This is a genomic window from Phycicoccus sp. M110.8 (genome assembly GCF_032464895.1).
GTDB lineage: Bacteria > Actinomycetota > Actinomycetes > Actinomycetales > Dermatophilaceae > Pedococcus.
The window spans coordinates 791509-815864 of record NZ_JAWDIC010000001.1 but is presented as its reverse complement, the minus strand read 5'-3'; the positions used below and the strand labels follow the sequence as shown (position 1 = coordinate 815864).

The following is a 24356-nucleotide window of genomic DNA, read 5'->3' as shown; positions in this document are numbered from 1 at the left end:
CAGCTCGCGGAAGTTGCTGCCGTCAGCCGCGTTCGAGGCGAAACTCGTTGGCGCCCCGCACGTTGACGCGCTGAAAGAAGAGGTGACGAATCGGTTTCAAGCTCTTGACAGAAATATGGCGGCCGGTCATTCTCAGTCCGGAGCTGTTGGTTTCTGATCGAATGTGTGGCTATCGCTCGGGAGCCCTCGGCACAACGTCGTCGCGTCAAAGGAGACCGTCATGACCCGCCCCGCCACCGAGGCCGAGTACCTCGCCAGCCTTGTCCCGCCCTCCGTCCGTGGCGTGGACCGCCGGACCCTGCTGCGCGGTGCCCTGGGCGCCGGGACGCTGCTCGCCGCCCCCTCCCTGCTCGCCGCCTGTGGCGGTGGCGGGAGCTCCAGCGGGGGCAGCGGCAAGGCCACCGGCACCGTCACCCTCGGCTCGAACCAGTCCGACGCCGTGCCGAAGGCCGCCGTCCAGTCGGTGATGGACGCCTTCCAGAAGGCGAACTCCGGCCTCACGGTCAAGATCAACACGATCGACCACAACACGTTCCAGGAGAACATCAACAACTACCTGCAGGGCTCGCCGGACGACGTCTGGACCTGGTTCTCCGGGTACCGCATGCGGTTCTTCGCCGACAAGGGCCTGGCCGGTGACATCTCGGACGTCTGGAAGAACCTCTCCGGCATGTCCGACGCGCTGAAGAAGGCGTCCACCGGCGACGACGGCAAGCAGTACTTCGTGCCGTCGACCTACTACCCGTGGGCGGTCTTCTACCGAAAGAGCGTCTTCCAGGACAAGGGCTACCAGGTCCCCAAGACCCTCGACGAGTTCAAGGCCCTCGGCGCCCAGATGAAGAAGGACGGCCTCGTCCCGATCGCGTTCGGCGACAAGGACGGCTGGCCCGCCATGGGCACCTTCGACCAGCTCAACCTGCGGGTCAACGGCTACGACTTCCACGTCAGCCTGATGGCCGGCAAGGAGGCCTGGAACGGCGACAAGGTCAAGAAGGTCTTCGACACCTGGGCCGGCATGCTCGACCTGCACCAGCCCGACTCCCTCGGCCGCACGTGGCAGGAGGCCGCCCAGGCCCTGCAGCAGAAGAAGGCGGGCACGTACGTGCTCGGCGCCTTCGTGGCGCAGCAGTTCCAGAAGGGCGCCGAGCAGGACGACCTCGACTTCTTCAACTTCCCGGAGGTCGACTCCACCATCGGTGCGGACGCCATCGAGGCGCCGATCGACGGCTACATGATGGCCAAGCGGCCGAAGAACGAGGCCGGCGCCAAGAAGCTCCTCGCCTACCTCGGCTCCGCGGACGCCCAGAACCTCGCCGTGAAGGCCGACCCGTCGGTCATCGCGACGACCGACCAGGCCGACCAGGGCAGCTACACGGCCCTGCAGAAGAAGTCGGTCGAGTTCGTCAAGCAGGCCAAGTCCATCGCGCAGTTCATGGACCGCGACACCCGGCCCGACTTCGCGTCGACCGTGATGATCCCCGCGATCCAGACCTTCATCAAGAACCCGAAGGACATCGACGGGCTCTGCAACAGCATCGAGAACCAGAAGAAGAGCATCTTCGGCTCCTGAGCCACCGGGGCCCGGGCGGGCGATCCCGCCCGGGCCCCCGTGCTCGCCCCCCACCGAGGAGGTTCTCGTGGCGAGACGCAGTTACAAGGGCATCGACCACCTCAGCCCGGTCGACCGGGTGGTCGTGGCACTGATGATCGCGGTCCCGACCGCGCTGGTGCTGTGGCTGGTCTGGGTGCCGGCCGTCGGGTCGGTCCTGCTGTCGTTCACCGACTGGGACGGCATCGGCCCGATCTCGTCGGCCAAGGTGATCGGCCTGAAGAACTACCACGACGTGGTCACCATCTACCCGCCGTTCTGGCCGGCGGTGCAGCACAACCTCATCTGGCTCGCGGTGATGTTCCTCGTGGCCACGCCGTTCGGCATCTTCCTGGCGGTGCTGCTCGACCGCGAGCTGCGCGGGTCGCGGGTCTACCAGACCGCGATCTACCTGCCGGTCGTCCTGTCGCTGGCCCTCGTCGGCTTCATCTGGCAGCTGATCTACAGCCGCGACCAGGGCCTGATCAACCAGGTCACCGGCAGCACCATCGACTGGTACGGCGACCAGCGCTACAACCTCTGGGCGGCCCTCGTCGCCTCGAGCTGGCGGCACGTCGGCTACATCATGCTGCTCTACCTGGCCGGGCTGAAGGGGGTCGACCCCAGCCTGCGCGAGGCCGCCAAGGTCGACGGGGCCAACGAGCGGACCACCTTCTTCAAGGTCGTCTTCCCGGTGATGGCACCGATCAACATCATCGTGCTGGTCGTGACCGTCATCGAGTCGCTGCGCGCGTTCGACCTCGTCTGGGTCATCAACAAGGGACGCAACGGCCTGGAGCTCATCTCCACGCTCGTCACCAGCAACATCGTCGGTGAGGCCAGCCGGATCGGCTTCGGCTCGGCCTTGGCGACGATGATGCTGCTCATCAGCTCGATCTTCATCGTCTTCTACCTGCGAATCGTCATGAGGGAGCAGCGATGACCGCCTCCGAGACCCCCGTCGCGGCCCCCGCGGGCGCCAACCCGCTCACCGCCAAGCGCGCCAAGCCGGCGGGCGGCGCCCGCGGGCACCTGCTCATCCAGGTCTTCCTCGGCGTGGTCGGGCTCCTCTGGCTCTTCCCGGTGGCCTACGCCGTGCTGGGCAGCTTCCGCGACTACGCCTACACGTCCAAGTACGGGTACTTCTCGTTCGGCGGGTTCACCCTGCAGAACTACAAGGACGCGTGGCAGCAGGCGAACTTCTCGCACACCATGCTCAACTCCGCGATCATCACGATCCCGGCGGTGCTGCTCACGCTGTTCCTGTCCTGCTGCGTAGCCTTCGTGGTGGCCCGGTTCTCGTGGAAGTTCAACCTGGCGCTGCTGGGCCTGTTCACCGCGGCCAACCTGCTGCCCCCGCAGGCGCTGCTCATCCCGGTCTACCGCATGTTCCGGTCCATCGAGGTGCCGTTCTGGTTCAGCGAGTCGGGCACCCTGCTCAACAGCTACTGGGGCCTCATCGCGGTCAACGTCGCCTTCCAGACCGGCTTCTGCGCCTTCGTCCTGTCCAACTACATGAAGACGCTGCCGCGCGAGCTCTACGAGTCGGCCGTGGTCGACGGGGCTGGCGTGCTGCGCCAGTTCTTCCAGCTGACCCTGCCGCTGTGCCGGCCGCCGCTGGCCGCGCTGGCGACGCTCGAGGTCACCTGGATCTACAACGAGTTCTTCTGGGCGACGGTGCTGCTGCAGTCCGGTGACAAGTTCCCCGTGACGAGCTCGCTGAACAACCTGCGCGGCCAGTTCTTCACCGACAACAACCTGGTGGCGGCCGGCTCGGTCGTCGTCGCGCTGCCGACCCTGATCATCTTCTTCGTCCTGCAGAAGCAGTTCGTCGCCGGCCTGACGCTGGGAGCAACCAAGGGATGAGTCCCGACCTCGAGGTCCTCCGATCCCCCGGCACCCTCGTGGTGCTCGACACCTCGGGGCCGGGTCTCCCGCGCGTCCTGCACTGGGGTGCCGACCTGCCTGACAGCGCGGTCGAGGCGCTGCCCCTGCTCGCCCGGGGGCCCGTGCCGCCGAACGCGCTGGACCAGCCGTGGCCGCTCACGCTGCTGCCCACCGGTGGCGACGGCTGGCTCGGCACCCCGACGTATGCCGCGCACCGCGCCGGCGGCGCCACGGCGCCGCGGTGGCGGGCCACCACCACCCGCGACGGCGACGGCACGCTCCGCACGGTCGCCGAGGACGGCGGGATCCGGGTCGAGGTCGTGCTCGAGCTCGACGACCACGGGGTGCTGAGCATCGGCCGCTCGGTGACGAACACCGGCTCGGACGGGACCGCCGACGGGGATGCTGCCGCCGCCACGCTCGACCTGGCGGCCCTGCGGGCGGTGCTGCCCCTGCCGTCCCGCGCCACCGAGGTGCTCGACCTCACCGGGCGCTGGTGCCGGGAGCGGTCGCCGCAGCGGTCGGCCCTCGACGAGGGCACCCACCTGCGCGCCTCCCGGCGCGGCCGCACCGGTCACGACGCGACGCTCCTGCTCCTGGCCGGGACCGCAGGGTTCGACTTCGGCCACGGCGAGGTGTGGGCGACCCACGTCGCCTGGAGCGGCAACCACGAGCACCTCGTCGAGCGGCTGCCCGAGGGGGCCGGCATGCACGGCGCCGTCCTCGGCGGCGGTGAGCTGCTCGAGGCGGGCGAGGTGCGCCTGGCGCCCGGCGAGGCGTACACCGCACCCGACGTCCTCTTCGTGCACGCGACCGACGGGCTCGACGGCGTCTCCCGCCGCCTCCACCGGCGCCAGCGGGCCACCCGCACGCGGGCGACCGGCCCCCGGCCGCTCGTGCTCAACACGTGGGAGGCCGTCTACTTCGACCACGACCTCGACCGGCTGAAGGGCCTGGCCGACACGGCCGCCTCGATCGGCGTCGAGCGCTTCGTCCTCGACGACGGCTGGTTCGGCGGACGCCGCGACGACCACCGCGGCCTCGGCGACTGGGTGGTCTCCGAGGACGCCTGGCCGACCGGTCTGGAGCCGCTCGTGCGGCACGTCAAGGACCTCGGCATGGAGTTCGGGCTGTGGTTCGAGCCCGAGATGGTCAACGAGGACTCCGACCTCGTGCGCGCGCACCCCGACTGGGTCCTCGGTCCCCGCGCCGGCCGGCCCCGGGAGTCCCGCCACCAGCAGGTGCTCGACCTCGCCAATCCCGAGGCCGCCGCCCACGTCGAGCGGCAGATCAGCTCCCTGGTCGGCGAGCTCGGCATCGACTTCATCAAGTGGGACCACAACCGCGACCTGCACGAGGCGGTCCGCAGCGACGGCCGCGGCACCGACCGGCCCGCGGTCCACGAGCAGACCCTCGCCTTCTACGCCCTGCTCGACCGCCTGCGCGCGGCCCACCCGGACCTCGAGATCGAGTCCTGCTCCAGCGGGGGAGCCCGTGTCGACCTCGGCGTGCTGTCCCGCACCGACCGCGTCTGGACCAGCGACTGCAACGACCCGCTCGAGCGGGTGCAGATCCAGCGCTGGACCTCCCTCCTCGTGCCGGCCGAGACGATGGGCACGCACGTGGGGCCGGCCACCGCGCACACCACCCACCGCACCTTCGACCTGCCGTTCCGCATGCTCGTCGCCCTGCAGGGGCACGCGGGCCTGGAGTGGGACGTCAGCGCCTGCACGCCGGAGGAGCTGGACGCGCTGCGAGCCTGGTCGGGCCTGTACCGCGAGCTGCGTGGGCTGCTGCACACCGGCGACCTCGTCCGCGACGCCGTCGACGACGGCGCCCTCCTCGTGACCGGCACGCTCGCCGCGGACCGGGCGCAGGCGGCATACACGGTCCTGCGCACCGACAGCGCACGGCGGGCCACGCCCGGGCTCGTGCGGCTGCCCGGGCTGGACCCGGAGCGCACGTATGCCGTGCGCGTGCGTCCCGAGGCCGGGATGCCCGCGCTCGTGCAGCACGTGGCGCCGGGGTGGTGGGAGGCCGCACTGTCCGGCGAGCTGCGCCTCGACGGCGCGCTGCTGTCGCAGGTCGGGCTGCCCATGCCGGTGCTCGCCCCGGCCCAGGGACTCCTGCTGCACCTCACCTGACACAATGGCGCCCATGTCCGCCACGCCCACCCAGCAGGCGCTGCCACGGATCCTCTCCGGCATGCAGCCCACCAGCGACTCGCTCCACCTCGGCAACTACCTCGGGGCGCTGGTCAACTGGGTGAAGCTCCAGGACGACTTCGACGCCTTCTACTTCGTCGCCGACCTGCACGCGCTGACCGTGCCGACCGACCCCGAGGTCCTGCGGCGACGCACCCGGGTCACGGCCGCCCAGTTCATCGCCGGGGGCGTGGACCCCAAGCGTTCGGCCGTGTTCTGCCAGAGCCACGTCACCGAGCACGCCGAGCTCGGCTGGGTGATGAACTGCCTCACCGCGTTCGGCGAGGCGAGCCGGATGACGCAGTTCAAGGACAAGACCGCCAAGGGCCAGAACGCCAACGTCGGGCTGTTCACCTACCCGATGCTCATGGCGGCCGACATCCTCATGTACGACGCTGCCTACGTGCCGGTCGGGGAGGACCAGCGCCAGCACCTCGAGATCACCCGCGACCTCGCCGAGCGGTTCAACACCCGCTTCGGCGGGGGCCTGGTCGTGCCCGAGCCGTACATCGTCAAGGGCTCGGCGAAGATCCAGGACCTGCAGGACCCCACGTCGAAGATGAGCAAGACCGGCTCGTCGCCCAAGGGCCTCATCGACCTCATGGAGGACCCGGCGCGGATCGCCAAGAACATCCGCTCGGCCGTCACCGACACCGAGGCCGAGGTGCGCTACGACCCCGACACCAAGCCCGGCGTCTCCAACCTGCTCGTCATCCACTCCGTGCTCTCGGGCACGCCGGTGGAGCAGGTCGCGGACTCCTTCGCGGGCAAGGGGTACGGCGACCTCAAGAAGGAGGTCGCCGAGGTGGTGGTGGCGGCGCTGACGCCCTTCCAGGACCGGATGCGCGAGCTGCTCGACGACCCCGCCGAGCTCGACCGGATCCTCGCCGACGGCGCCGAGCGGGCGCGCGAGGTGGCCCGGGGCACGATGGCCAGGGTCCGCGACCGGGTCGGCCTCCTGCCCGCAGTTCGGTAGGGTCGCTCGGGTGCCGACCATCGGTGTGTCGATCGCCATCCCCTCACCGCACGCGGAGATGCTGCAGGCGAAGCGGGCGTCCTTCGGCGACCCCCTCGCCGACTCGATCCCGACGCACGTGACCCTGCTGCCGCCCACCGACGTGGAGCCGGAGCGGATGGACGACGTCAACGACCACCTGGCGCAGGCCGCGGCGAGCCGCGAGCCGTTCCCGATGGTGCTGCGGGGGACGGGCACCTTCCGACCGATCTCGCCGGTCGTCTTCGTCCAGGTCTCCGGCGGCATCGGGGAGTGCGAGCTGCTCGAGCAGGCCGTCCGCCGGGGGCCGCTGCGGCGGAAGCTGGACTTCTACTACCACCCGCACGTGACGGTGGCACACCACGTCCCCGACGAGAGCCTGGACCGCGCGTTCAAGGAGCTCGCCGACTTCGAGTGCACGTTCGACGTGACCGAGTTCCACCTCTACGAGCACGGTGCGGACTCCGTGTGGCGCCCGGTGACGTCCTTCCCGCTGGGCGGCTGCCCGGACGCGTCCCGACCGAGCGGAGCCTGACCGGTGCAGACCCTCAAGCAGTGGTGGGCCCGGTTCCAGACCACGCCCGTCTGGCGCGCCTGGAAGCGGTACGGCGATGCGCGCGGGAACCTGCTCGCCGGCGGCGTGGGCTACTTCGCCTTCTTCTCCGTCTTCCCGGCGGTGGTGCTCGCCTTCACGATCTTCGGCTTCGTCCTGCGCGGCCAGCCCGACCTGCTCGAGGAGACGAAGAACGCGATCAACGACCTGCTGCCCGGCTTCGTGCAGTCGAAGGCCAACCCGGACGGCATCATCAAGGTCGAGATGCCGAGCTCGGCGACGCTGTCGATCAGCGGGATCGTCTCCGTGGTCCTGCTCGTGCTCGCGGGGACGGGCTGGCTGAGTGCGCTGCGTGACGGCATCCGCGCCGTCTTCGGCGTGGAGGGTTCCGGGGGCAACCCGGTCGTGGCCAAGCTGCGCGACCTGGGTGTGCTCGCCCTGCTGGGGGTCGGCATCGTGGTGTCGGCAGCCGTCGGTGGCATCGCGGGTGCGGCCGCCCGCTGGCTCGGTGGCCTCGTCGGGCTCGGCGGCCAGAGCTGGGTGCTGACCCTCGTGTCGCTGCTCGTCGGCGTGGCCCTCGACGGAGCCATCGTGGTCGTCATGCTGCGCCTGCTGTCCGGGGTGGACGTCCCGTGGCACGGGCTGCGCAACGCCGCGGTGTTCGGCGGCATCTCCCTCACCCTGCTCAAGAAGTTCGGGTCGGTCCTGCTGGCGAGCACGACGAACAACAAGCTCTACCTCGGGTTCGCGCTCGTCGTCGGGCTGCTCGTCTGGCTGAACTTCATGTCCCGGGTGCTGCTCATCTCCGCAGCCTGGGCTGCCAACGACCTCGACGAGAGCGCCGGCACCGCCGGGCAGCTGTCGGCGGCGCAGCGGGAGAAGCTCGTCGAGGGCCCGGCGCCCGAGCCGCTGGACTCGGTGCGTGCCCGCACCGACGCCGGCCTGCCGACGTTCGGGCCGGTGGCTGCCGACCGCACGACCCTCGCGGCCGGCCTCGTGCTCGGCGCGGTCGGCGCGACCGCCCTCGGGACGGCCCGTCGCGGCCTGCGCGCCCTCCTGCGCCGCCACTGACACGCCCGGGCCACGCACCCGGCATACCGGCTCCTGCCCGGCACCCGACACAGCCGCGCGTCCGCCTCCTCGCGAAGTCCCGCGAAACAACGGTTGCCCGCCAACCCTCGCGAAGTCATCCCGAGGGTTGACGGGCAACCGTTGTTTTGCGCGGGGGATGGGGGGAGGTGTCTGGGTCAGGAGAGGGCGCGGTGGCGGCCGCGGACGGCGCGCTTGGCGCGCAGCCGCAGGCCCGCGACGGCCCCGACCAGGGCCGCCAGGCCACCGAAGCCCAGCCACGGCGTCACGGAGGCCACCGGCCCGAGCTGCGCCGGCGGGACCGCGGCCGCGGCGGCCGTCCGCTGGGCCGGCTGCGCGCCCGTGTCGCCCGGCGCACCCGCGACCGCGGTCGGCGGTGCGGACAGGGGCGCGGTGACCTCGCCGGGCTCGACGAGCCGGCCCACGGGACGTGCCTTCGAGGCGTACCGGAACGCCCAGTCGTACATCGCCGCCTGGGGTCGCCACGAGTTGTCGAGGCCGTACATCTCGGTGAGCAGGTACGTGTGCCCGCCCCGGCTGACGGCCGAGATGAAGGTGCGGTGGGCCGCCACCGTGTAGCCGTTCTTGACGCCGATCGTGCCGGGGTAGTTGTACAGCAGGGCGTTGTGGTTGTTGATCTTGTACGTCTTGCGCTTCTTGGTCCTCGGGTCGACCAGCCCGGGGAAGTCGGCCTGCTTCGTCGTGACGTAGGCGCGGAAGTCGGGCAGCTGCAGGGCGGCGCGGGCGATGAGGGCGAGGTCGTACGCGCTCGACGTCTGGCCGGGCGCGTCGAGCCCCGACGGGTCCTTGGCCACGGTGTCGTGGGCGCCGAGGTGGGCGGCGTTCGCGTTCATCTGCGCCAGCACCTTGTCGCGGCCGCCGGCCGCCTCCGCGAGGGCGTATGCCGCGTCGTTGCCGGAGGACATCAGCAGCGCCTGGAACAGCTGCCGTCCGGTGTACGTCTGCCCGGGGACCATGCCGACGCGGGTGCCGTCGGCGGCGGCGTCGGCCGCGGACGCCTTCACGACCTCGTCGGGCGGGACCTGGGGGATGAGCGTCAGGGCCGTGAGGGTCTTCAGGGTGCTGGCGGGCAGCAGCCGGGCGTGCGGTGCCTTGGCCGCGACCACCTCACCGGTCTGCAGGTCGGCGAGCAGCCAGGCGACGTCGCGCAGCTTCGGCGGGGCCGGGACGCCGGGGGGCAGGTCCGTGACGATGCCGGTCGCAGCCAGCTTCGGGCCGCCGACGGACTGCAGTGGCTGCACCGTCGCGCGCGGCACGGGCAGCGTGGGGGTGGCACCGGGCCTGGGCTTGGGGGCAGCCGCAGCGGGCGCAGTGAGGGCGGGAACGACGACGCCGCCGACCGCCAGCAGGGCGCTGGCGGTGGCGGCGGTCAGGTGTCGTCGGCTGAGCACTGGCGACAGTGTGCCCCAGAGGGGGCCGGTTCGTCAGAACCTGCTGGTCAGGAGGGCGCGCTTGACCTCCTGGATGGCCTTCGTGACCTGGATCCCGCGGGGGCAGGCCTCGGTGCAGTTGAAGGTCGTGCGGCAGCGCCACACGCCCTCCTTGTCGTTGAGGATCTCCAGGCGTTGTGCCCCGCCCTCGTCGCGGCTGTCGAAGATGAAGCGGTGGGCGTTGACGATCGCGGCCGGGCCGAAGTACTGGCCGTCGTTCCAGAACACCGGGCAGCTCGTCGTGCAGGCGGCGCACAGGATGCACTTGGTGGTGTCGTCGAAGCGGTCGCGGTCGGCCTGGCTCTGGATGCGCTCGCGGGTCGGCTCGTTGCCCGTGGTGACGAGGAACGGCATCACCTCGCGGTAGGCGTCGAAGAACGGCTCCATGTCGACGATGAGGTCCTTCTCGAGCGGAAGGCCCTTGATCGGCTCGACGGTGATCGGCTTGTCCGGGTTGACGTCCTTGATGAGCGTCTTGCAGGCGAGCCGGTTCTTGCCGTTGATCCGCATGGCGTCGGAGCCGCAGACCCCGTGGGCGCAGGAACGGCGGAACGACAGCGAGCCGTCCTGCTCCCACTTGATCTGGTGCAGGGCGTCGAGCACCCGGTCGGTGGCGTGCGAGGTGACCTCGTAGGTCTCCCAGTGCGGCTCGCTGTCGACCTCGGGGTTGTACCGCTGGACCTTGAGGGTCACCGTGAAGGTGGGGACGGCCCCCGCCTTCTGCTCCTCGGTGGTCTGCTTCTCGGCAGTGGCAGTCATCAGTACTTGCGCTCCATCGGCTGGTAGCGGGTCACGGTCACGGGCTTGTAGTCGAGGCGGACCTCGTCGGCGAAGGACGGGCCCGCGCCGAGGTCGCCGTCGACCGCCGGGCGGTACGCCATCGTGTGCCGCATGAAGTTCACGTCGTCGCGCGCGGTGTAGTCCTCGCGGAAGTGGCCGCCGCGGGACTCCTTGCGGGCGAGGGCGCCGAGCGTGATGACCTCGGCGAGCTCGATGAGGAAGCCGAGCTCCACGGCCTCGAGCAGGTCGGTGTTGTACCGCTTGCCCTTGTCCTGCACCACGACGTTGGCGTAGCGCTCCTTGAGCTCGTCGATGACGCCGAGGGCCTCCTTCATCGAGGCCTCGGTGCGGAAGACCTGGACGTTGCGGTCCATGGTCTCCTGCAGCTCGCGGCGCAGGTCGGCCACGCGCTCGCCGCTCTCGCGCGAGCGGATGCCCTCCACCATGCCGGTGACGAGGGCCTCCGGGGCCTCGGGGAGGTCCACCCACGGGGCGTCCACGGCATACTCCGCGGCGGCGATGCCGGCACGGCGGCCGAAGACGTTGATGTCGAGCAGGCTGTTGGTGCCCAGGCGGTTCGAGCCGTGCACGGACACGCACGCGACCTCGCCGGCGGCGTACAGGCCCGGGACGACGTCGGTGTTGTTGCGCAGCACCTCGGCCTCGACGTTGGTCGGGATGCCGCCCATGGCGTAGTGCGCGGTCGGGTAGACCGGGACCGGCTCGGTGTACGGCTCGACGCCCAGGTACGTGCGGGCGAACTCGGTGATGTCGGGGAGCTTGGCGTCGATGTGCGCCGGCTCGAGGTGGGTCAGGTCGAGCAGGACGTAGTCCTTGTTCGGCCCGGCGCCGCGGCCCTCGCGCACCTCGTTGGCCATCGACCGGGCGACGATGTCGCGCGGCGCGAGGTCCTTGATGGTGGGGGCGTAGCGCTCCATGAAGCGCTCGCCGTCGGCGTTGCGCAGGATGCCGCCCTCGCCCCGGGCGGCCTCGGAGAGCAGGATGCCGAGGCCGGCGAGGCCTGTCGGGTGGAACTGGAAGAACTCCATGTCCTCCAGCGGGATGCCGCGTCGGAAGGCCACGCCCATGCCGTCGCCGGTGAGGGTGTGGGCGTTGGAGGTGGTCTTGAAGACCTTGCCGGTGCCGCCGGTGGCGAAGACGACCGACTTGGCCTGGAAGACGTGCAGCTCGCCGGTGGCCAGCTCGTACGCCACGACGCCGGCCGCGCGCTCGACGCCGTCGGCGCCGGTGTTGAGCAGCAGGTCGAGGACGTAGAACTCGTTGTAGAACTCGACGCCCTGCTTGACGCAGTTCTGGTAGAGCGTCTGCAGGATCATGTGGCCGGTGCGGTCCGCTGCGAAGCAGGACCGGCGCACGGCGGCCTCACCGTGGTTGCGGGTGTGCCCACCGAAGCGGCGCTGGTCGATCTTGCCCTCGGGCGTGCGGTTGAACGGCAGGCCCATCTTCTCGAGGTCGATGACGGCGTCGATGGCCTCACGGCACATGACCTCGGCGGCGTCCTGGTCGACGAGGTAGTCGCCGCCCTTGACGGTGTCGAAGGTGTGCCACTCCCAGTTGTCCTCCTCGACGTTGGCGAGGGCGGCGCACATGCCGCCCTGGGCCGCGCCGGTGTGGGAGCGGGTCGGGTAGAGCTTGGTGAGCACGGCGGTGCGGGTGCGCTTGCTCGACTCGAGGGCGGCGCGCATGCCGGCCCCGCCGGCGCCGACGATGACGACGTCGTACTTGTGCGTCTGCATGGGTGTCTGTGTCCTTACTGCGCGAGGTGCGGGGTCAGCGCGTGCACACGGAGAGGGTGGAGTTCGGGTCGATGCAGGGGTCGAAGGTGAAGATCACCAGCGTCCCGAGGACGACCGTGAAGAAGGTCGCCAGCACCAGCAGGCCCTTGAGCACCCAGCGCGTGTTCTCGCGCTCGGTGTAGTCGTTGATGATCGTGCGGACACCGTTGAAGCCGTGCAGCATGGCCAGCCACAGCATGAGCATGTCCCAGACCTGCCAGAACGGGCTGGCCCACTTGCCGGCGACGAACGCGAAGTCGATCGCGTGGATGCCCTCGCCCAGCATGAGGTTGACGAACAGGTGCCCGAAGACGAGCACGAGCAGCAGGATGCCGCTGCCGCGCATGAAGACCCACGACCACAGCTCGAAGTTGCCGCGGCCACGGTTCACCCTGCGGTAGGGCGACTGGCGGACCGGCTCGGTGGGCACGGGGGTGGTCTGGCTGGTGGCGCTCATTCTCTGCCCCTTCAGTGCGAGAAGACGTTGGTGAGGTGCCGGACCGCGAACGGTGCGAACAGCACGACGAAGCCCACGACGACGCCCCAGAACATCTGCCGCTGGTACTTCGGGCCCTTGCCCCAGAAGTCGACGGCGATGATCCGCAGGCCGTTGAGCGCGTGGAAGATGACCGCGGCCACCAGGCCCGCCTCTCCCAGCCCGACGACCGGGTTCTTGTAGGCCGACATGACCTCGTTGTAGGCGTCCGGCGAGACCCGGACCAGCGCCGTGTCGAGCACGTGCGCGAAGAGGAAGAGGAAGAGGAGTACGCCGCTGATGCGGTGGGCCACCCACGACCACATGCCTTCGCGGCCGCGGTAGAGAGTCCCCGTGGTTGCCTGCGCCACTGCGCGTCCCTTTCGAGAAGAGTGGAGACGGCGTCGCTCGTCCGACGAGGGCGGCGGTTGCCGTAGTTCGTCCGTCAGGTTATCTGGCCGCTCCGCGGGGCCGCGCGCCGCCCGCCTGTGAGAAACCAGACAGGAGTGGTTACCAGCCGGTATGCAGGGTCAGCCCACGAACGTGCGGGGGCCGTCGAGCCGCTGCCGCTGGTCGGCCGTGAGCTCCAGGTCCACGGCAGCGAGGCACTCGTCGAGCTCGGCCACGGTCCTCGGGCCCACGAGCGGGATCGAGGGGACCTGGCCGCCGAGCAGCCAGGCGAGCACCACCTGGTTGCGGGAGGTGCCCGTCTCGCGGGCGACCTCGTCCAGCACGGCGAGTCGTTCGTGGGTGCCGGGGTGGTCGAAGCCCGGCGGCAGCGGCGCGTCCGGCGCGGCATACGTGCCCTTGAGCAGCGCGGAGTAGGCGATGAGGGTGACGTCGCGACGGTCGGCGAGCCAGCTCAGCACCTGCCCGTCGGCGACGCCGGCCGCACCCTCCGGTGCGTGCAGGGAGGGCAGGTCGGTGCGGGGTCGCAGGTAGGAGTGCTGGTACTGCACGGTGTCGTAGCGTGGGCCGTCGCCGGCGAGCTGCAGGGAGCGCTCGAGCTCCCAGACCCAGAAGTTGCTCGCGCCCAGCACCCCCACCGATCCGGCCTCGACGAGCGCGGCGAGCCCGGCGACCTGGTCCGCCAGGGGGGTCGCCGGGTCGCGCAGGTGGGCGTGCAGGAGGTCGACCTGCTCGACGCCGAGGCGCTCGCGGCTGCGGTCGACCTGCTCGCGGACGACGTCGGGGGAGAGGCCCTCGACCTCCGCGAAGTCGCGGGCGGGCCGGACGGGCCGGGCCCCGACCTTGGTCGCCACCACGACGCGGTCCCGGGCGCCGCTGGCCGCCAGCCAGCGGCCGACCATGGTCTCGCTCTGGCCGCCCTGGCTGCCGTCGGCCCAGAAGGCGTAGTTGTTGGAGGTGTCGAGCAGGGTCCCGCCGGCCTCGACGAACCGGTCGAGCAGCGCGAACGACGCCGCCTCGTCCAAGCCGGTGCCGAATGCCATGGTGCCGAGTCCGAGCACGCTGACCGTGCGCTGTCGGGCGGGGTCGGAACCGATCGTGCGGTAGTGCATGCATGTCACCTCCGGGGTCGCGGCCAGCATGCCCACGGCCGGGCGCAGGTCGCACCCCGGCGGCAGGTCGCGCGGCCGGGTCAGGTCACCCTCTGGCGGGCGGCGACCTGCTCGTAGTGCCCGACCAGCGCTGCCGTGAGCGGCGTCCAGCCCCGGTCGGCCACGCGCTCGAGTCCGGCGCGGCCCAGGGCCTCGCGCTTGGCCCGGTCGCCCACGAGGTGCCGGACGGCGTCGACGAGGGCCGCCGGGTCGTCGGGGTCGTAGAGCAGCCCGGTGCGGCTGTGGTCGACGAGGTCGAGCGGCCCTCCGCGCGCCGGCGCCAGGACGGGCAGTCCCGTCGCCGCCGCCTCCTGCAGGGTCTGGCCGAACGTCTCCCGCGTGCCGGTGTGGACGAAGACGTCGAGCGCGGCATACGCCCGGGCGAGGTCGTCGCCGTCGCGCCGGCCCAGGAGGACGGGCGCCGGCACGCCCGCCGACGCCGCCGCGCCCGCGAGGACGGCGCCGATGCGCTGCCGGTCGGGTCCGTCCCCGACGAGCACCAGCCGGACACCCGGCAGCGTCGCCACCGGCACGAGCCGGTCGAGCTCCTTCTCGGGGGCCAGCCGGCCGACGTACCCGACCACGACCTCGCCGTCCGGCGACAGCCGCCGGCGCAGGGCGCGGGTGCCGGCGTCGAGGCGCCAGTCGGGGGAGAACTGCCGCGTGTCGACACCGCGCCCCCACAGCGCCGTCCGGGCGACACCGTGCGAGTGCAGGTCGGCCAGCGCCGCGGTCGACGGGGCGAGGGTGAGGTCGGCCATGCCGTGCAACCGCCGCAGCCAGCGCCACGCCGCGCGCGACGCGCCGGCGCCAACCGCGGCCGGTGCGTGGCGCTGGAGGTAGGACGGCATGTCGGTCTGGTAGACCGCCACGCTGGGCACGCCGAGGCGGGACGTGGTCGCGAGGGCGCTGGCGCCGAGCACGAACGGCGAGGCGACGTGGACGACGTCCGGCCCGAACCCGCGCAGCACGTCCTCGATCTCGCGAGACGGCATCCCCAGCGGGAAGCCCCGCACCGGCACGGAGGCGACGCCGTGCACCGGGCACCCGGCATACGACTCGGGCGCCGGCCGTGGCGCCACGAGGAGCACCTCGTGCCCCGCGGCGACGAGGCACTCGGTGACCCGGCACACGCTGGTCGTGACGCCGTTGAACGTCGGGAGGAAGGACTCGGTGACGATGGCGACTCGCACGCCTCCACGGTCCGCCGCGCGGGTGTGGCCACGGCGACGGCCGGGGGCGTGTCGGGTGAGCGGCAGGTGACGGGAGGGTGCGGTCGGCTAGCGTTCCGGCCATGTCGACCGACCACTTCTGGGCCGTGATCCCGGCCGGGGGAGCGGGCACCCGCCTGTGGCCGCTGTCGCGCGCCGCCGCCCCGAAGTTCCTGCACGACCTCACCGGCAGCGGCCGCACGCTGCTCCAGGCGACCTGGGACCGGCTCGTCCCGCTGACCGGCGACCGCGTGCTCGTGGTGACCGGAAGGGCCCACGTCGACGCCGTCCGCGAGCAGCTGCCCGACCTGCCCGGCGACCAGCTGCTCGCCGAGCCGGCGCCGCGCGACTCGATGGCCGCGATCGGGTGGGCGGCCGCGCTGCTGGAGGCCCGTGACCCGGAGGCGGTGCTCGGCTCGTTCGCGGCCGACCACGTGATCCGCGACGAGGACGCGTTCCGGGCCTGCGTGGCCGCTGCCGTCGAAGCGGCGGCCGACGACCTCGTCGTGACCATCGGCATCGAACCGACGCACCCGGCGACGGGGTTCGGCTACATCGAGCTGGGCGAGCGCCTGGGCGGGGGACCTGCCCACGCCGTCGTGCAGTTCGTCGAGAAGCCGGACCGCGAGCGGGCGCAGGACTACCTCGCCACCGGCCGGTTCCGCTGGAACGCAGGCATGTTCGTCGTCAAGGCACGCGTGCTGCTCGACCTCCTGGCGCAGTGGCACCCCGAGCTGGCGCAGGGGCTGCGCGCGCTCGCGGCCGACCCGTCGCGCCTCGAGCAGTCGTGGCCCGGGCTGGAGAAGATCGCGATCGACCACGCGGTCGCCGAGCCCGCGGCGGCGGCGGGTCGCGTGGCCGTCGTGCCCGGCGGGTTCGGGTGGGACGACGTGGGCGACTTCGCCTCGCTGGGGGAGCTGCTCCCCGACGCGGACGGTATGCCGGGGGTGCAGGTCCTCGGGGCCGCGGACCGGGTGCGGGTGGCCGACGCCACCGGGGTCGTCGTCCCCGGGACCGGTCGCGTGGTGGCGCTGGTCGGGCTCGAGGACGTCGTCGTGGTCGACACCACGGACGCCGTCCTGGTGGTGGCCAGGGACCGCGCCCAGGAGGTCAAGGCCGTCGTCGACGCGCTGCGGTCGGAGGGCCGCACCGACCTGCTCTGACCCCAGCTCTGCCTCCCCGGGTCTTTGAGCGATAGCAGCGGTCATCACCGCTGCTATCGCTCAAAGACCCGGGGGAAGGGGTCGCGGGACCGGCCGGCTCAGGTGACGAGGTCGCGGCGGCGGAACCCGGCATACCCGAGGGCCCCCGCGGCGAGCGCCACGAGCAGCAGGCCCGTGAGGCCGACGAGGTTCGCGTCCCCGCCCGGCAGGCTGCCTAGGTGGTCGAACGGCGACAGCCCCATCGCCCACCCGGGCAGGTCGACGAGGGGACCGAGCTCGCCGATGAGGACGAACGCCGCGAGCAGGCCCCACGCCGCCGCCGTCCACCGGGGCACCGTCCCGAACAGCAGCACCGTCAGGGCCACGCAGACGAGCACGGCCGGGGCGGTCGCCAGGGCTGCGGGCAGGACCTCGGCGACGCCGACCTCGCTCACCGCGCCCCCGGACAGTCCGGCGGACAGCCCCATGACGACGAGCAGCCACAGCGAACCCAGGACGGCGACGAGCACGTGGCTGGACAGCCAGCGCCACCGGCCCACGTTGGTGGCGAGCGTGACCTCGGCGCGGCCGCCGCTCTCCTCCGACCGCAGCCGCAGGGCCGTGGTGATGCCGTATGCCGCGGCGCCGACGGCGAGGAACCGGATCTCCGTGCCGAAGAAGACCTCGAGCAGCGACCCCTGCCCGCCGCTCATCTTGCGGAACATCTCCTCGATGCCGGGGCTGCTGGCGATCTCGTCGACCGACCGGGCGATGCTGCCGACGACCAGGCCGAGGACGGCATACCCGATGGTCCAGCCCAGCACGGCCCCGCGCTGCAGCCGCCAGGCCAGGCCCAGCGGGGAGCCGAGCGAGGCTGCGGCGCGCGCCGGCCCGGGCCGCGCGGCCCAGAGGCCCGACCCGAGGTCGCGGCGCTGCAGCAGGACGTCGGCGACGACGAGCAGCCCCGCCAGGGCTGCCACGGCCGGCAGCACCAGCCAGAGCCGGTTGTCGCCGAAGGGGCTGACCCGCTCGGCCCAGCCGAGGAAGGAGGCGTACGCGAGGTCCTGGCCGTCGGTGGAGGTGTCGGCCACCGCCCGGACGACGAAGGCGAGCAGCAGGATCGTCAGCGCCAGCCCGCCTGCTCCCCGTGCGGTCGTGGTCAGCTGGCAGGCGACGGCGGTGATGCCGACCATGACGAGCCCGGCGACCACCTCGACGACGCCGAGGGCCAGCGACCCGGTCGGGTCGACGCCGGTCGCCACGAGGCTGAGGGCGGACAGGCCGCCGGTCGCGAGGACGGTCGCCGTGGCGAGCAGGACTGCCGCGGCCAGCGGCGCGCGGCGCCCGACCACGCCGCCGGCCACGAGCTCGAAGCGGCCTTCCTCCTCCTCGGTGCGGGTGTGCCGGCGCACGAGCGCGAACGCGAGGAACGCGGTGAAGACGCTGCCCAACATGATCGTCTTGAGGACGCCGACCGCCGGGGCGGTGAGCGACGGGAGGGGGCCGTAGAGGGCTGTGATGGACGGGTTGTCGGCCATGACCCTGGCACCGGCGGCGGCCTCGGCGTCGGTGGGGTAGAGGTCGAGGGTGGCCACCATCGAGGAGTAGGCCGTCACCACGAGCGCGAGCACGCTGGCGGTCACCACCCACCGGTCGCGCCGCCACGCCAGGCGCAGCAGCGGCCAGGTCCCGGCGAAGGTGCTCACGCCCGGACCTCCTCGCCCCGGGACGCGGCGGACAGGTCGTCGCGGTACTGCGAGAGGAACAGCTCCTCGAGGGTCGGCGGCTGGCAGGTGAGGGCGTCGATGCGGTAGCCGCCGAGGCGCCCGACCACGTCGCCCACGGCGCTGGACTCGACCGACATGACCAGCCGGTCGCGGTCGACGCGCACCCCGTCCACGCCCGGCCATGCCCGGACCTGCTCCAGGTCCGGAACCGTGCCCAGGGTCGCGGTGACACTGGTGCGCGTCAGGTGCCGCAGGTCGGCGAGGGTGCCGGAGTCGACGATGCGGCCGGCCTGCACGATGCTCACCCGGTCGGCGGTGGCCTCCACCTCGGACAGGATGTGGCTCGACAGCAGGACCGTCCGCCCCTCGGTCCTGGCCCGGGCGACCTGGGCCTCGAAGACCTTCTCCATCAAGGGGTCGAGGCCGGACGTCGGCTCGTCGAGGACCAGCAGCGGGACGTCGCTGGCCAGCGCCGCCACGAGGGCGACCTTCTGCCGGTTGCCCTTGGAGTAGGAGCGGCCCTTCTTCGTGGGGTCGAGCTCGAACAGCGTGAGCAGCTCGTCGCGGCGCGCCCGGTCGACGCCGCCGCGCAGGCGGCCGAGCAGGTCGATGACCTCGCCGCCGGTGAGGTTGGGCCACAGGACGACGTCGCCGGGGACGTAGGCCAGCTGCCGGTGCAGCTCGGTGGCGTCCCGCCAGGGGTCCCTGCCGAGGAGGCTGACCGAGCCGCCGTCGGCGCGCAGCAGCCCGAGCAGGATGCGGATGGTGGTGGACTTCCCGGCGCCGTTGGGCCCGAGGAAGCCGTGGACCTCACCACGGTGGACCGTGAGGTCGAGGCCGTCGAGGGCGACCGTGGAGCCGAACGTCTTGCGCAGGCCGGAGGCCTCGAGCACTGCATCCATGCCGCCGAGTGTACACAGTTTTCAGAAGATACTGAATGATCTAAAGTTGCTCGCATGAGTTCCCGCGCTGCCCGACAGCCCGACGCCGACCGCCGCGACGCCACTCGGTTCGTCGAGCGGTTCGGCTCGGCCCTCACCGAGGCGGGGATGCAGCGCCTGCCCTCCCGGGTGTTCGCCGCGCTGCTGGCCGACGAGGACGGGCGGATGACGGCGGCCGAGATCGGGGAGGCCCTGTCGGTCAGCGCGGCCTCGGTGTCCGGTGCGGTGCGGCACCTGCAGCAGATGCGGATGATCCACCGCGAGCGCGAGCCGGGCACCCGGCGCGACGTCTACGTCGTGGCCGACGACGCCTGGCACGACGTCATGCTCAACACCCCCCGGATCTACGAGCCGCTCACCGCCGCCCTGCGGGAGGGCGTGGAGGAGGTCGGCGGTCGCGGGTCGGGCGCGGGGGACCGGCTGGCGCTCAGCGTCCACTTCCTCGAGTTCGTCACCGAGGAGATGCAGCAGCTCTCCGCTCGCTGGGACGAGCGACGGGCCGAGCTCGGCTACCAGTCGAACCCCCGGACGGGGGTGGGTGGTCACGTGTGTCGTCGCCACACGTCCCCCTCGGGTGAGGTTGGCCACGAGCCATGAGCAGGCGGCATACCCGCTCACTATGGTGTGCGGCATGGCCGCCGACGTCCCCGACGCACGTTCCGAGTCCGACCTGCCGATCAAGGCGGTGTACGGGCCGGACGACCTGGCCGGCTTCGACGCAGCGGCCCAGCTGGGGGAGCCGGGCGCCTTCCCCTACACCCGCGGCGTCTACCCGAACATGTACACCGGGCGCCCGTGGACGATGCGGCAGTATGCCGGGTTCGGCACCGCCAAGGAGTCCAACGAGCGGTACCACGAGCTCGTCGCCAACGGCACCGGCGGACTGTCCGTCGCGTTCGACCTGCCGACCCAGATGGGCTACGACTCCGACGAGGCCATCGCCCACGGCGAGGTCGGCAAGGTCGGCGTGGCGATCGACTCCATCGACGACATGCGCACCCTCTTCGGCGGGCTGCCGCTCGGCGAGCTCTCGACCTCGATGACGATCAACGCCCCGGCCTCGACGCTGTTGCTCATGTATCAGCTCGTGGCCGAGGAGATGGGCGCCGACCCGACGCGGCTGGCCGGCACGATCCAGAACGACGTGCTCAAGGAGTACATCGCGCGCGGCACCTACATCTACCCGCCGAAGGAGTCGCTGCGGCTGATCAGCGACATCTTCGCCTACTGCGCCAAGGAGCTGCCGCGCTGGAACACCATCTCCATCAGCGGCTACCACATGGCCGAGGCGGGGGCGACGCCCGCGCAGGAGATCGCCTTCACCCTCGCGAACGCCAAGGAGTACGTGCGGGCCGCGATCGCCGCCGGGCTCGACGTCGACGACTTCGCGCCGCGGCTGTCCTTCTTCTTCGTGGCGCGCACGACCCTGCTCGAGGAGGTCGCCAAGTTCCGTGCGGCCCGCCGCATCTGGGCCCGGGTCATGCGCGACGAGTTCGGGGCGACGAACCCCAAGAGCCAGATGCTGCGCTTCCACACCCAGACCGCCGGGGTCCAGCTCACCGCCCAGCAGCCGGAGGTCAACCTCGTCCGGGTCGCGCTCCAGGGCCTCGGGGCCGTGCTCGGCGGCACGCAGTCGCTGCACACCAACTCCTTCGACGAGGCGATCGCGCTGCCGACCCAGAAGGCCGCTCGCCTGGCGCTGCGGACCCAGCAGGTCATCGCGTACGAGACCGACGTGACCAAGACGGTCGACCCGTTCGCCGGCTCCTACGTCGTGGAGTCGATGACCGACGACGTCGAGGCCGCGGCGTTGGAGCTCATGCAGGCGGTCGAGGACCGGGGCGGTGCGGTCGCCGCGATCGAGCAGGGCTTCCAGAAGTCCGAGATCGAGCGCTCCGCCTACCGGATCGCCCTCGAGATCGACAACCGCGAGCGCACCGTCGTCGGCGTCAACCGGTTCACCCTCGACGAGGAGGAGCCGTACGAGCCGCTGCGGGTCGACCCGCAGATCGAGGTCGACCAGCGCGAGCGGCTCGCCGCCCTGCGCGCCGACCGCGACAACGCCGCCGTCGAGGCCGCGCTCGAGGCGGTGCGCGAGGCCGCCCGTGGCACAGACAACGTGCTCTACCCCATGAAGGAGGCGCTGCGGCTGCGCGCCACCGGCGGCGAGATCAGCCACGCCCTGCGCGACGTGTGGGGCCTGTACGTCCCGCGCGAGACCTTCTGACCTCCGCGCGGCCGGCAGACCTTGGCCGGCAGGCGCCCGCGAGTCCGGTGTCCTCTCGTCTTTGAGCGGTCGCGGCGGCCGGGACCGCGCAGATCGCTCAAAGACCGCATGCCGGGCACGGGTACAGTGCGCCCTGATGAGCACCAACCCCCTGCTGGACGCGGTCTGCGCCAGCGTCGAGACCCTCGCCCCCCACCTGCTCGAGGTCCAGCGCGACATCCACGCGCACCCCGAGCTGTCCCGGGGGGAGCTGCGCACCACCGGCCTCGTCGAGCGGCGGCTGCGGGAGGCGGGCATCGCCGTCACCACCCTGCCCGTCTCCGGCCTGGTCGCCGACCTCGGTGCCGAGCAGCCGGCATACCGGGTCGCGCTGCGGGCCGACCTCGACGCCCTGCCGGTCAGCGAGCGCACCGGGCTCACCTGGTCCTCCACCACCGAGGGCATCTGCCACGCGTGCGGCCACGACGTCCACGTCGCGGCCGTGCTCGGCGCGGGGCTGGCCCTCAAGGAGCACGAGGAGGGCCTGCGGGAGCGGGGCATCGGTGTCCGCCTGCTGTTCCAGCCCGCCGAGGAGGTCATCCCCGGAGGGGCGGTCGACCTCATCGCCGCGGGCGCCCTCGACGGCGTCGACGCCGTCTTCGCGGTGCACTGCGACCCGACCATCGACGCGGGCAGCGTCGGCCTGCGCGAGGGCCCGATCACCGCCGCGGCCGACCGCGTGACCGTCCACCTCAGCGGCCGGGGCGGCCACACCTCCCGCCCGCACCTCACCGAGGACCTCACCTTCGCGCTCGCGAAGGTCGTCACCGAGCTGCCGGCGGTCCTGTCGCGGCGCCTCGACCCGCGCACCGCCTTCGCGCTGGTCTGGGGCGAGGTCCACGCCGGCCAGGCCGCCAACGTCATCCCGCCGACCGGCACCGCCGCCGGCACCCTGCGGATGCTGGACGCCACCGCCTGGACCACCATCGGCCCCCTGCTGTCCGAGGCGGTCCAGCACGTGGTGGCGCCGTATGCCGTGACGGCCGTGCTCGAGCACGTCCAGGGCGTGCCGCCCGTGGTCAACGACGTCGCGGCCATCGACGTGCTGCGGCAGGCCACCGAGGGCAGCGGCATGAGCGCGGTCGGCACCCCGCAGTCGCTGGGTGGGGAGGACTTCGCCTGGTACCTGCGCCGCGTGCCCGGCGCCATGGCCCGGCTCGGGACCCGCACGCCGGGCGGCCGCACCTACGACCTGCACCAGGGGGACCTCGTCGTGGACGAGACGTCCGTGGCCCACGGCGCGCGGCTGCTGGCCGGGGCGGTCGTGGCCGGCGTGGTCAAGAGTTCGGGGGAGCGCACCGTCGCGGATCGGTAACGGTTTGCGGGAATTGCAAGTTCTACGGCCAAAGGCGGTCGGAGCCCGGAGTTCTTGCGGCTATCCTGCCGCCCTAGTGGCGCAGCATGGCGCCTCGTGCAGACCAAAGAACAGGAGACAGCCTTGCGTCACACGATGAAGGTTGCAGCGGTCGTGTCAGTGGCAGCACTGGCCCTGGCCGCGTGCGGTGACTCGGGCAACGGCTCGGGCGGTACCAGCTCGAGCAGCGGCAGCGCCAGCGGCTCGAGCTCGAGCGGCAAGAAGCTCAAGGTCGGCATGGCCTACGACGTGGGTGGTCGCGGTGACCAGTCGTTCAACGACGCCGCCGCCGCCGGCCTGGACAAGGCCAAGTCGGAGCTCGGTGTCGACACCAAGGAGGCCGCGGCCGTCAACGGTGAGAACGAGGCCGCCCGCGAGGAGCGCCTGCAGCAGCTCGTCGACGCCGGCTACACGCACGTGGTCGCCGTCGGCTTCGCCTACGCCGCGTCCGTCGGCAAGGCCGCCAAGGACAACCCGGACGTCCACTTCGCCATCGTCGACGACGCCTCGGCGGACTCCAAGGGCCCGAACGTCGACCAGATCACCTTTGCCGAGAACGAGGGCTCGTTCCTCGTCGGCGCGGCGGCCGCGCTGAAGACCAAGACGAACCACATCGGCTTCGTCGGCGGCGTCAACGTCCCGCTGATCAAGAAGTTCGAGGCGGGCTACATCGCCGGCGCCAAGGCGGTCAAGCCGAACATCAAGATCGACTCCCAGTACCTCACCCAGCCGCCGGACTTCAGCGGCTTCGGTGACCCGGCCAAGGGCAAGACCGCGGCCGAGGGCATGTTCCAGAAGGGCGCGGACATCGTGTACCACGCCGCGGGTGGCTCCGGCGGCGGTGTCTTCACCGCGGCCAAGGCGGCCGGCCCGAACCACTGGGCGATCGGTGTCGACTCCGACCAGGCGCTCACCGCCCCGGCCGAGGTCCGCGACGTCATCCTGACCTCGATGATCAAGAAGGTCGACGTCGCCGTGTACGACTTCATCAAGTCGGCCTCGGAGGGCAAGGAGCTCACGGGCAACAACGTGTACGACCTCAAGGCCGGCGGTGTGGACTACTCCACGACCGGCGACCACCTGTCGGACATCAAGGCCAAGCTCGACGCCTACAAGCAGGACATCATCTCCGGCAAGATCAAGGTCCCCACGACCCCCTGATCACCGGCTGAGGGTTGGTTACACGGCCCGGGCGGCGCGGTAGCGTCTGACCCGGGCCGTGTGCTTCCCCGACCTCGGCCCCTCCGTCCGCCGGAACCCGGCGGGCCCCCAGCGCCACACTGCTCGCGACGCCGCGGGCCCGGACCAGGAGCGTGACCCATCACCGCCTCCCCACCCC

Annotated in this window: 21 protein-coding genes; 12 read left to right on the top strand and 9 right to left on the bottom strand. The window is 71.7% G+C overall.

Annotation, left to right across the window (positions count from 1 at the left end; all coding sequences use genetic code 11):
* Window positions 1-220 precede the first annotated feature (220 nt).
* From RKE38_RS03825 to RKE38_RS03795, 7 genes are all read left to right on the top strand, one after another.
* Complete coding sequence (locus tag RKE38_RS03825) at window positions 221-1570, top strand: ABC transporter substrate-binding protein (protein ID WP_316006118.1); 1350 nt, start codon at window positions 221-223, stop codon at window positions 1568-1570.
* A 67-nt stretch (window positions 1571-1637) separates the two neighbouring features.
* Window positions 1638-2531 (top strand): sugar ABC transporter permease, encoded by an 894-nt coding sequence (locus RKE38_RS03820; RefSeq protein WP_316006117.1) that lies wholly within the window; start codon window positions 1638-1640, stop codon window positions 2529-2531.
* Entirely contained in the window at window positions 2528-3454 is a 927-nt protein-coding gene (locus RKE38_RS03815; protein WP_316006116.1) for a carbohydrate ABC transporter permease, read from the top strand. The genes RKE38_RS03820 and RKE38_RS03815 overlap by 4 nt, the downstream gene beginning before the upstream one ends.
* Complete coding sequence (locus RKE38_RS03810; RefSeq protein ID WP_316006115.1) at window positions 3451-5619, top strand: alpha-galactosidase; 2169 nt, start codon at window positions 3451-3453, stop codon at window positions 5617-5619. Before RKE38_RS03815 ends, RKE38_RS03810 begins: the two co-directional genes overlap by 4 nt.
* Before the next feature lie 4 nt (window positions 5620-5623).
* Window positions 5624-6655 (top strand): tryptophan--tRNA ligase, encoded by a 1032-nt coding sequence (gene trpS, locus RKE38_RS03805; protein WP_410055429.1) that lies wholly within the window; start codon window positions 5624-5626, stop codon window positions 6653-6655.
* A gap of 10 nt (window positions 6656-6665) precedes the next feature.
* Window positions 6666-7208, top strand: a complete 543-nt coding sequence (locus RKE38_RS03800) for a 2'-5' RNA ligase family protein (protein WP_316006113.1) — start codon at window positions 6666-6668, stop codon at window positions 7206-7208.
* A gap of 3 nt (window positions 7209-7211) precedes the next feature.
* A complete protein-coding gene (locus tag RKE38_RS03795; protein ID WP_316006112.1) occupies window positions 7212-8297 on the top strand; it encodes a YihY/virulence factor BrkB family protein in 1086 nt (361 codons plus the stop codon).
* A 176-nt stretch (window positions 8298-8473) separates the two neighbouring features.
* Here the strand turns inward: RKE38_RS03795 and RKE38_RS03790 are convergent, their stop codons facing one another.
* The 7 genes from RKE38_RS03790 to RKE38_RS03760 form a co-directional block, all read right to left on the bottom strand.
* Window positions 8474-9727 (bottom strand): D-alanyl-D-alanine carboxypeptidase family protein, encoded by a 1254-nt coding sequence (locus RKE38_RS03790; RefSeq protein ID WP_316006111.1) that lies wholly within the window; start codon window positions 9725-9727, stop codon window positions 8474-8476.
* A 33-nt stretch (window positions 9728-9760) separates the two neighbouring features.
* Window positions 9761-10525 (bottom strand): succinate dehydrogenase iron-sulfur subunit, encoded by a 765-nt coding sequence (locus RKE38_RS03785; RefSeq protein WP_316006110.1) that lies wholly within the window; start codon window positions 10523-10525, stop codon window positions 9761-9763.
* Complete coding sequence (sdhA, locus tag RKE38_RS03780) at window positions 10525-12303, bottom strand: succinate dehydrogenase flavoprotein subunit (RefSeq protein ID WP_316006109.1); 1779 nt, start codon at window positions 12301-12303, stop codon at window positions 10525-10527. Before sdhA ends, RKE38_RS03785 begins: the two co-directional genes overlap by 1 nt.
* 34 nt (window positions 12304-12337) lie before the next feature.
* A complete protein-coding gene (locus tag RKE38_RS03775) occupies window positions 12338-12799 on the bottom strand; it encodes a succinate dehydrogenase hydrophobic membrane anchor subunit (protein WP_316006108.1) in 462 nt (153 codons plus the stop codon).
* An 11-nt stretch (window positions 12800-12810) separates the two neighbouring features.
* Window positions 12811-13188, bottom strand: a complete 378-nt coding sequence (sdhC, locus tag RKE38_RS03770) for a succinate dehydrogenase, cytochrome b556 subunit (protein WP_310149807.1) — start codon at window positions 13186-13188, stop codon at window positions 12811-12813.
* Window positions 13189-13347: 159 nt separating this feature from the next.
* Window positions 13348-14337, bottom strand: coding sequence for an aldo/keto reductase (locus tag RKE38_RS03765; protein ID WP_316006107.1), 990 nt, complete (start codon window positions 14335-14337; stop codon window positions 13348-13350).
* Window positions 14338-14417: 80 nt separating this feature from the next.
* Entirely contained in the window at window positions 14418-15569 is a 1152-nt protein-coding gene (locus RKE38_RS03760; protein ID WP_316006106.1) for a glycosyltransferase family 1 protein, read from the bottom strand.
* Between the two features lie 101 nt (window positions 15570-15670).
* On the opposite strand from RKE38_RS03760, the gene RKE38_RS03755 reads away from it, so the two are divergent.
* Window positions 15671-16750, top strand: a complete 1080-nt coding sequence (locus RKE38_RS03755) for a mannose-1-phosphate guanylyltransferase (protein ID WP_316006105.1) — start codon at window positions 15671-15673, stop codon at window positions 16748-16750.
* A gap of 98 nt (window positions 16751-16848) precedes the next feature.
* On the opposite strand, the gene RKE38_RS03750 is transcribed toward RKE38_RS03755, so the two are convergent.
* Window positions 16849-18435 carry a polyketide antibiotic transporter gene (locus tag RKE38_RS03750; RefSeq protein WP_316006104.1) on the bottom strand — a complete coding sequence of 529 codons (1587 nt, stop codon included), beginning with the start codon at window positions 18433-18435 and terminating at the stop codon, window positions 16849-16851.
* Complete coding sequence (locus tag RKE38_RS03745; protein WP_316006103.1) at window positions 18432-19358, bottom strand: ABC transporter ATP-binding protein; 927 nt, start codon at window positions 19356-19358, stop codon at window positions 18432-18434. The genes RKE38_RS03750 and RKE38_RS03745 overlap by 4 nt, the downstream gene beginning before the upstream one ends.
* Window positions 19359-19412: 54 nt before the next feature.
* Between RKE38_RS03745 and RKE38_RS03740 the strand changes: the two genes are divergently transcribed.
* The 4 genes from RKE38_RS03740 (at window position 19413) to RKE38_RS03725 (ending at window position 24178) form a co-directional block, all read left to right on the top strand.
* Entirely contained in the window at window positions 19413-19994 is a 582-nt protein-coding gene (locus tag RKE38_RS03740; RefSeq protein ID WP_316006102.1) for a GbsR/MarR family transcriptional regulator, read from the top strand.
* A 34-nt stretch (window positions 19995-20028) separates the two neighbouring features.
* The gene (locus RKE38_RS03735) at window positions 20029-21624 is read left to right on the top strand and encodes a methylmalonyl-CoA mutase (RefSeq protein ID WP_316006101.1); all 1596 of its coding nucleotides are present in this window, start codon (window positions 20029-20031) and stop codon (window positions 21622-21624) included.
* Between the two features lie 136 nt (window positions 21625-21760).
* Entirely contained in the window at window positions 21761-22978 is a 1218-nt protein-coding gene (locus RKE38_RS03730) for an amidohydrolase (protein WP_316006100.1), read from the top strand.
* 135 nt (window positions 22979-23113) lie between these two features.
* The gene (locus tag RKE38_RS03725) at window positions 23114-24178 is read left to right on the top strand and encodes a BMP family ABC transporter substrate-binding protein (protein WP_316006099.1); all 1065 of its coding nucleotides are present in this window, start codon (window positions 23114-23116) and stop codon (window positions 24176-24178) included.
* Window positions 24179-24356 lie beyond the last annotated feature (178 nt).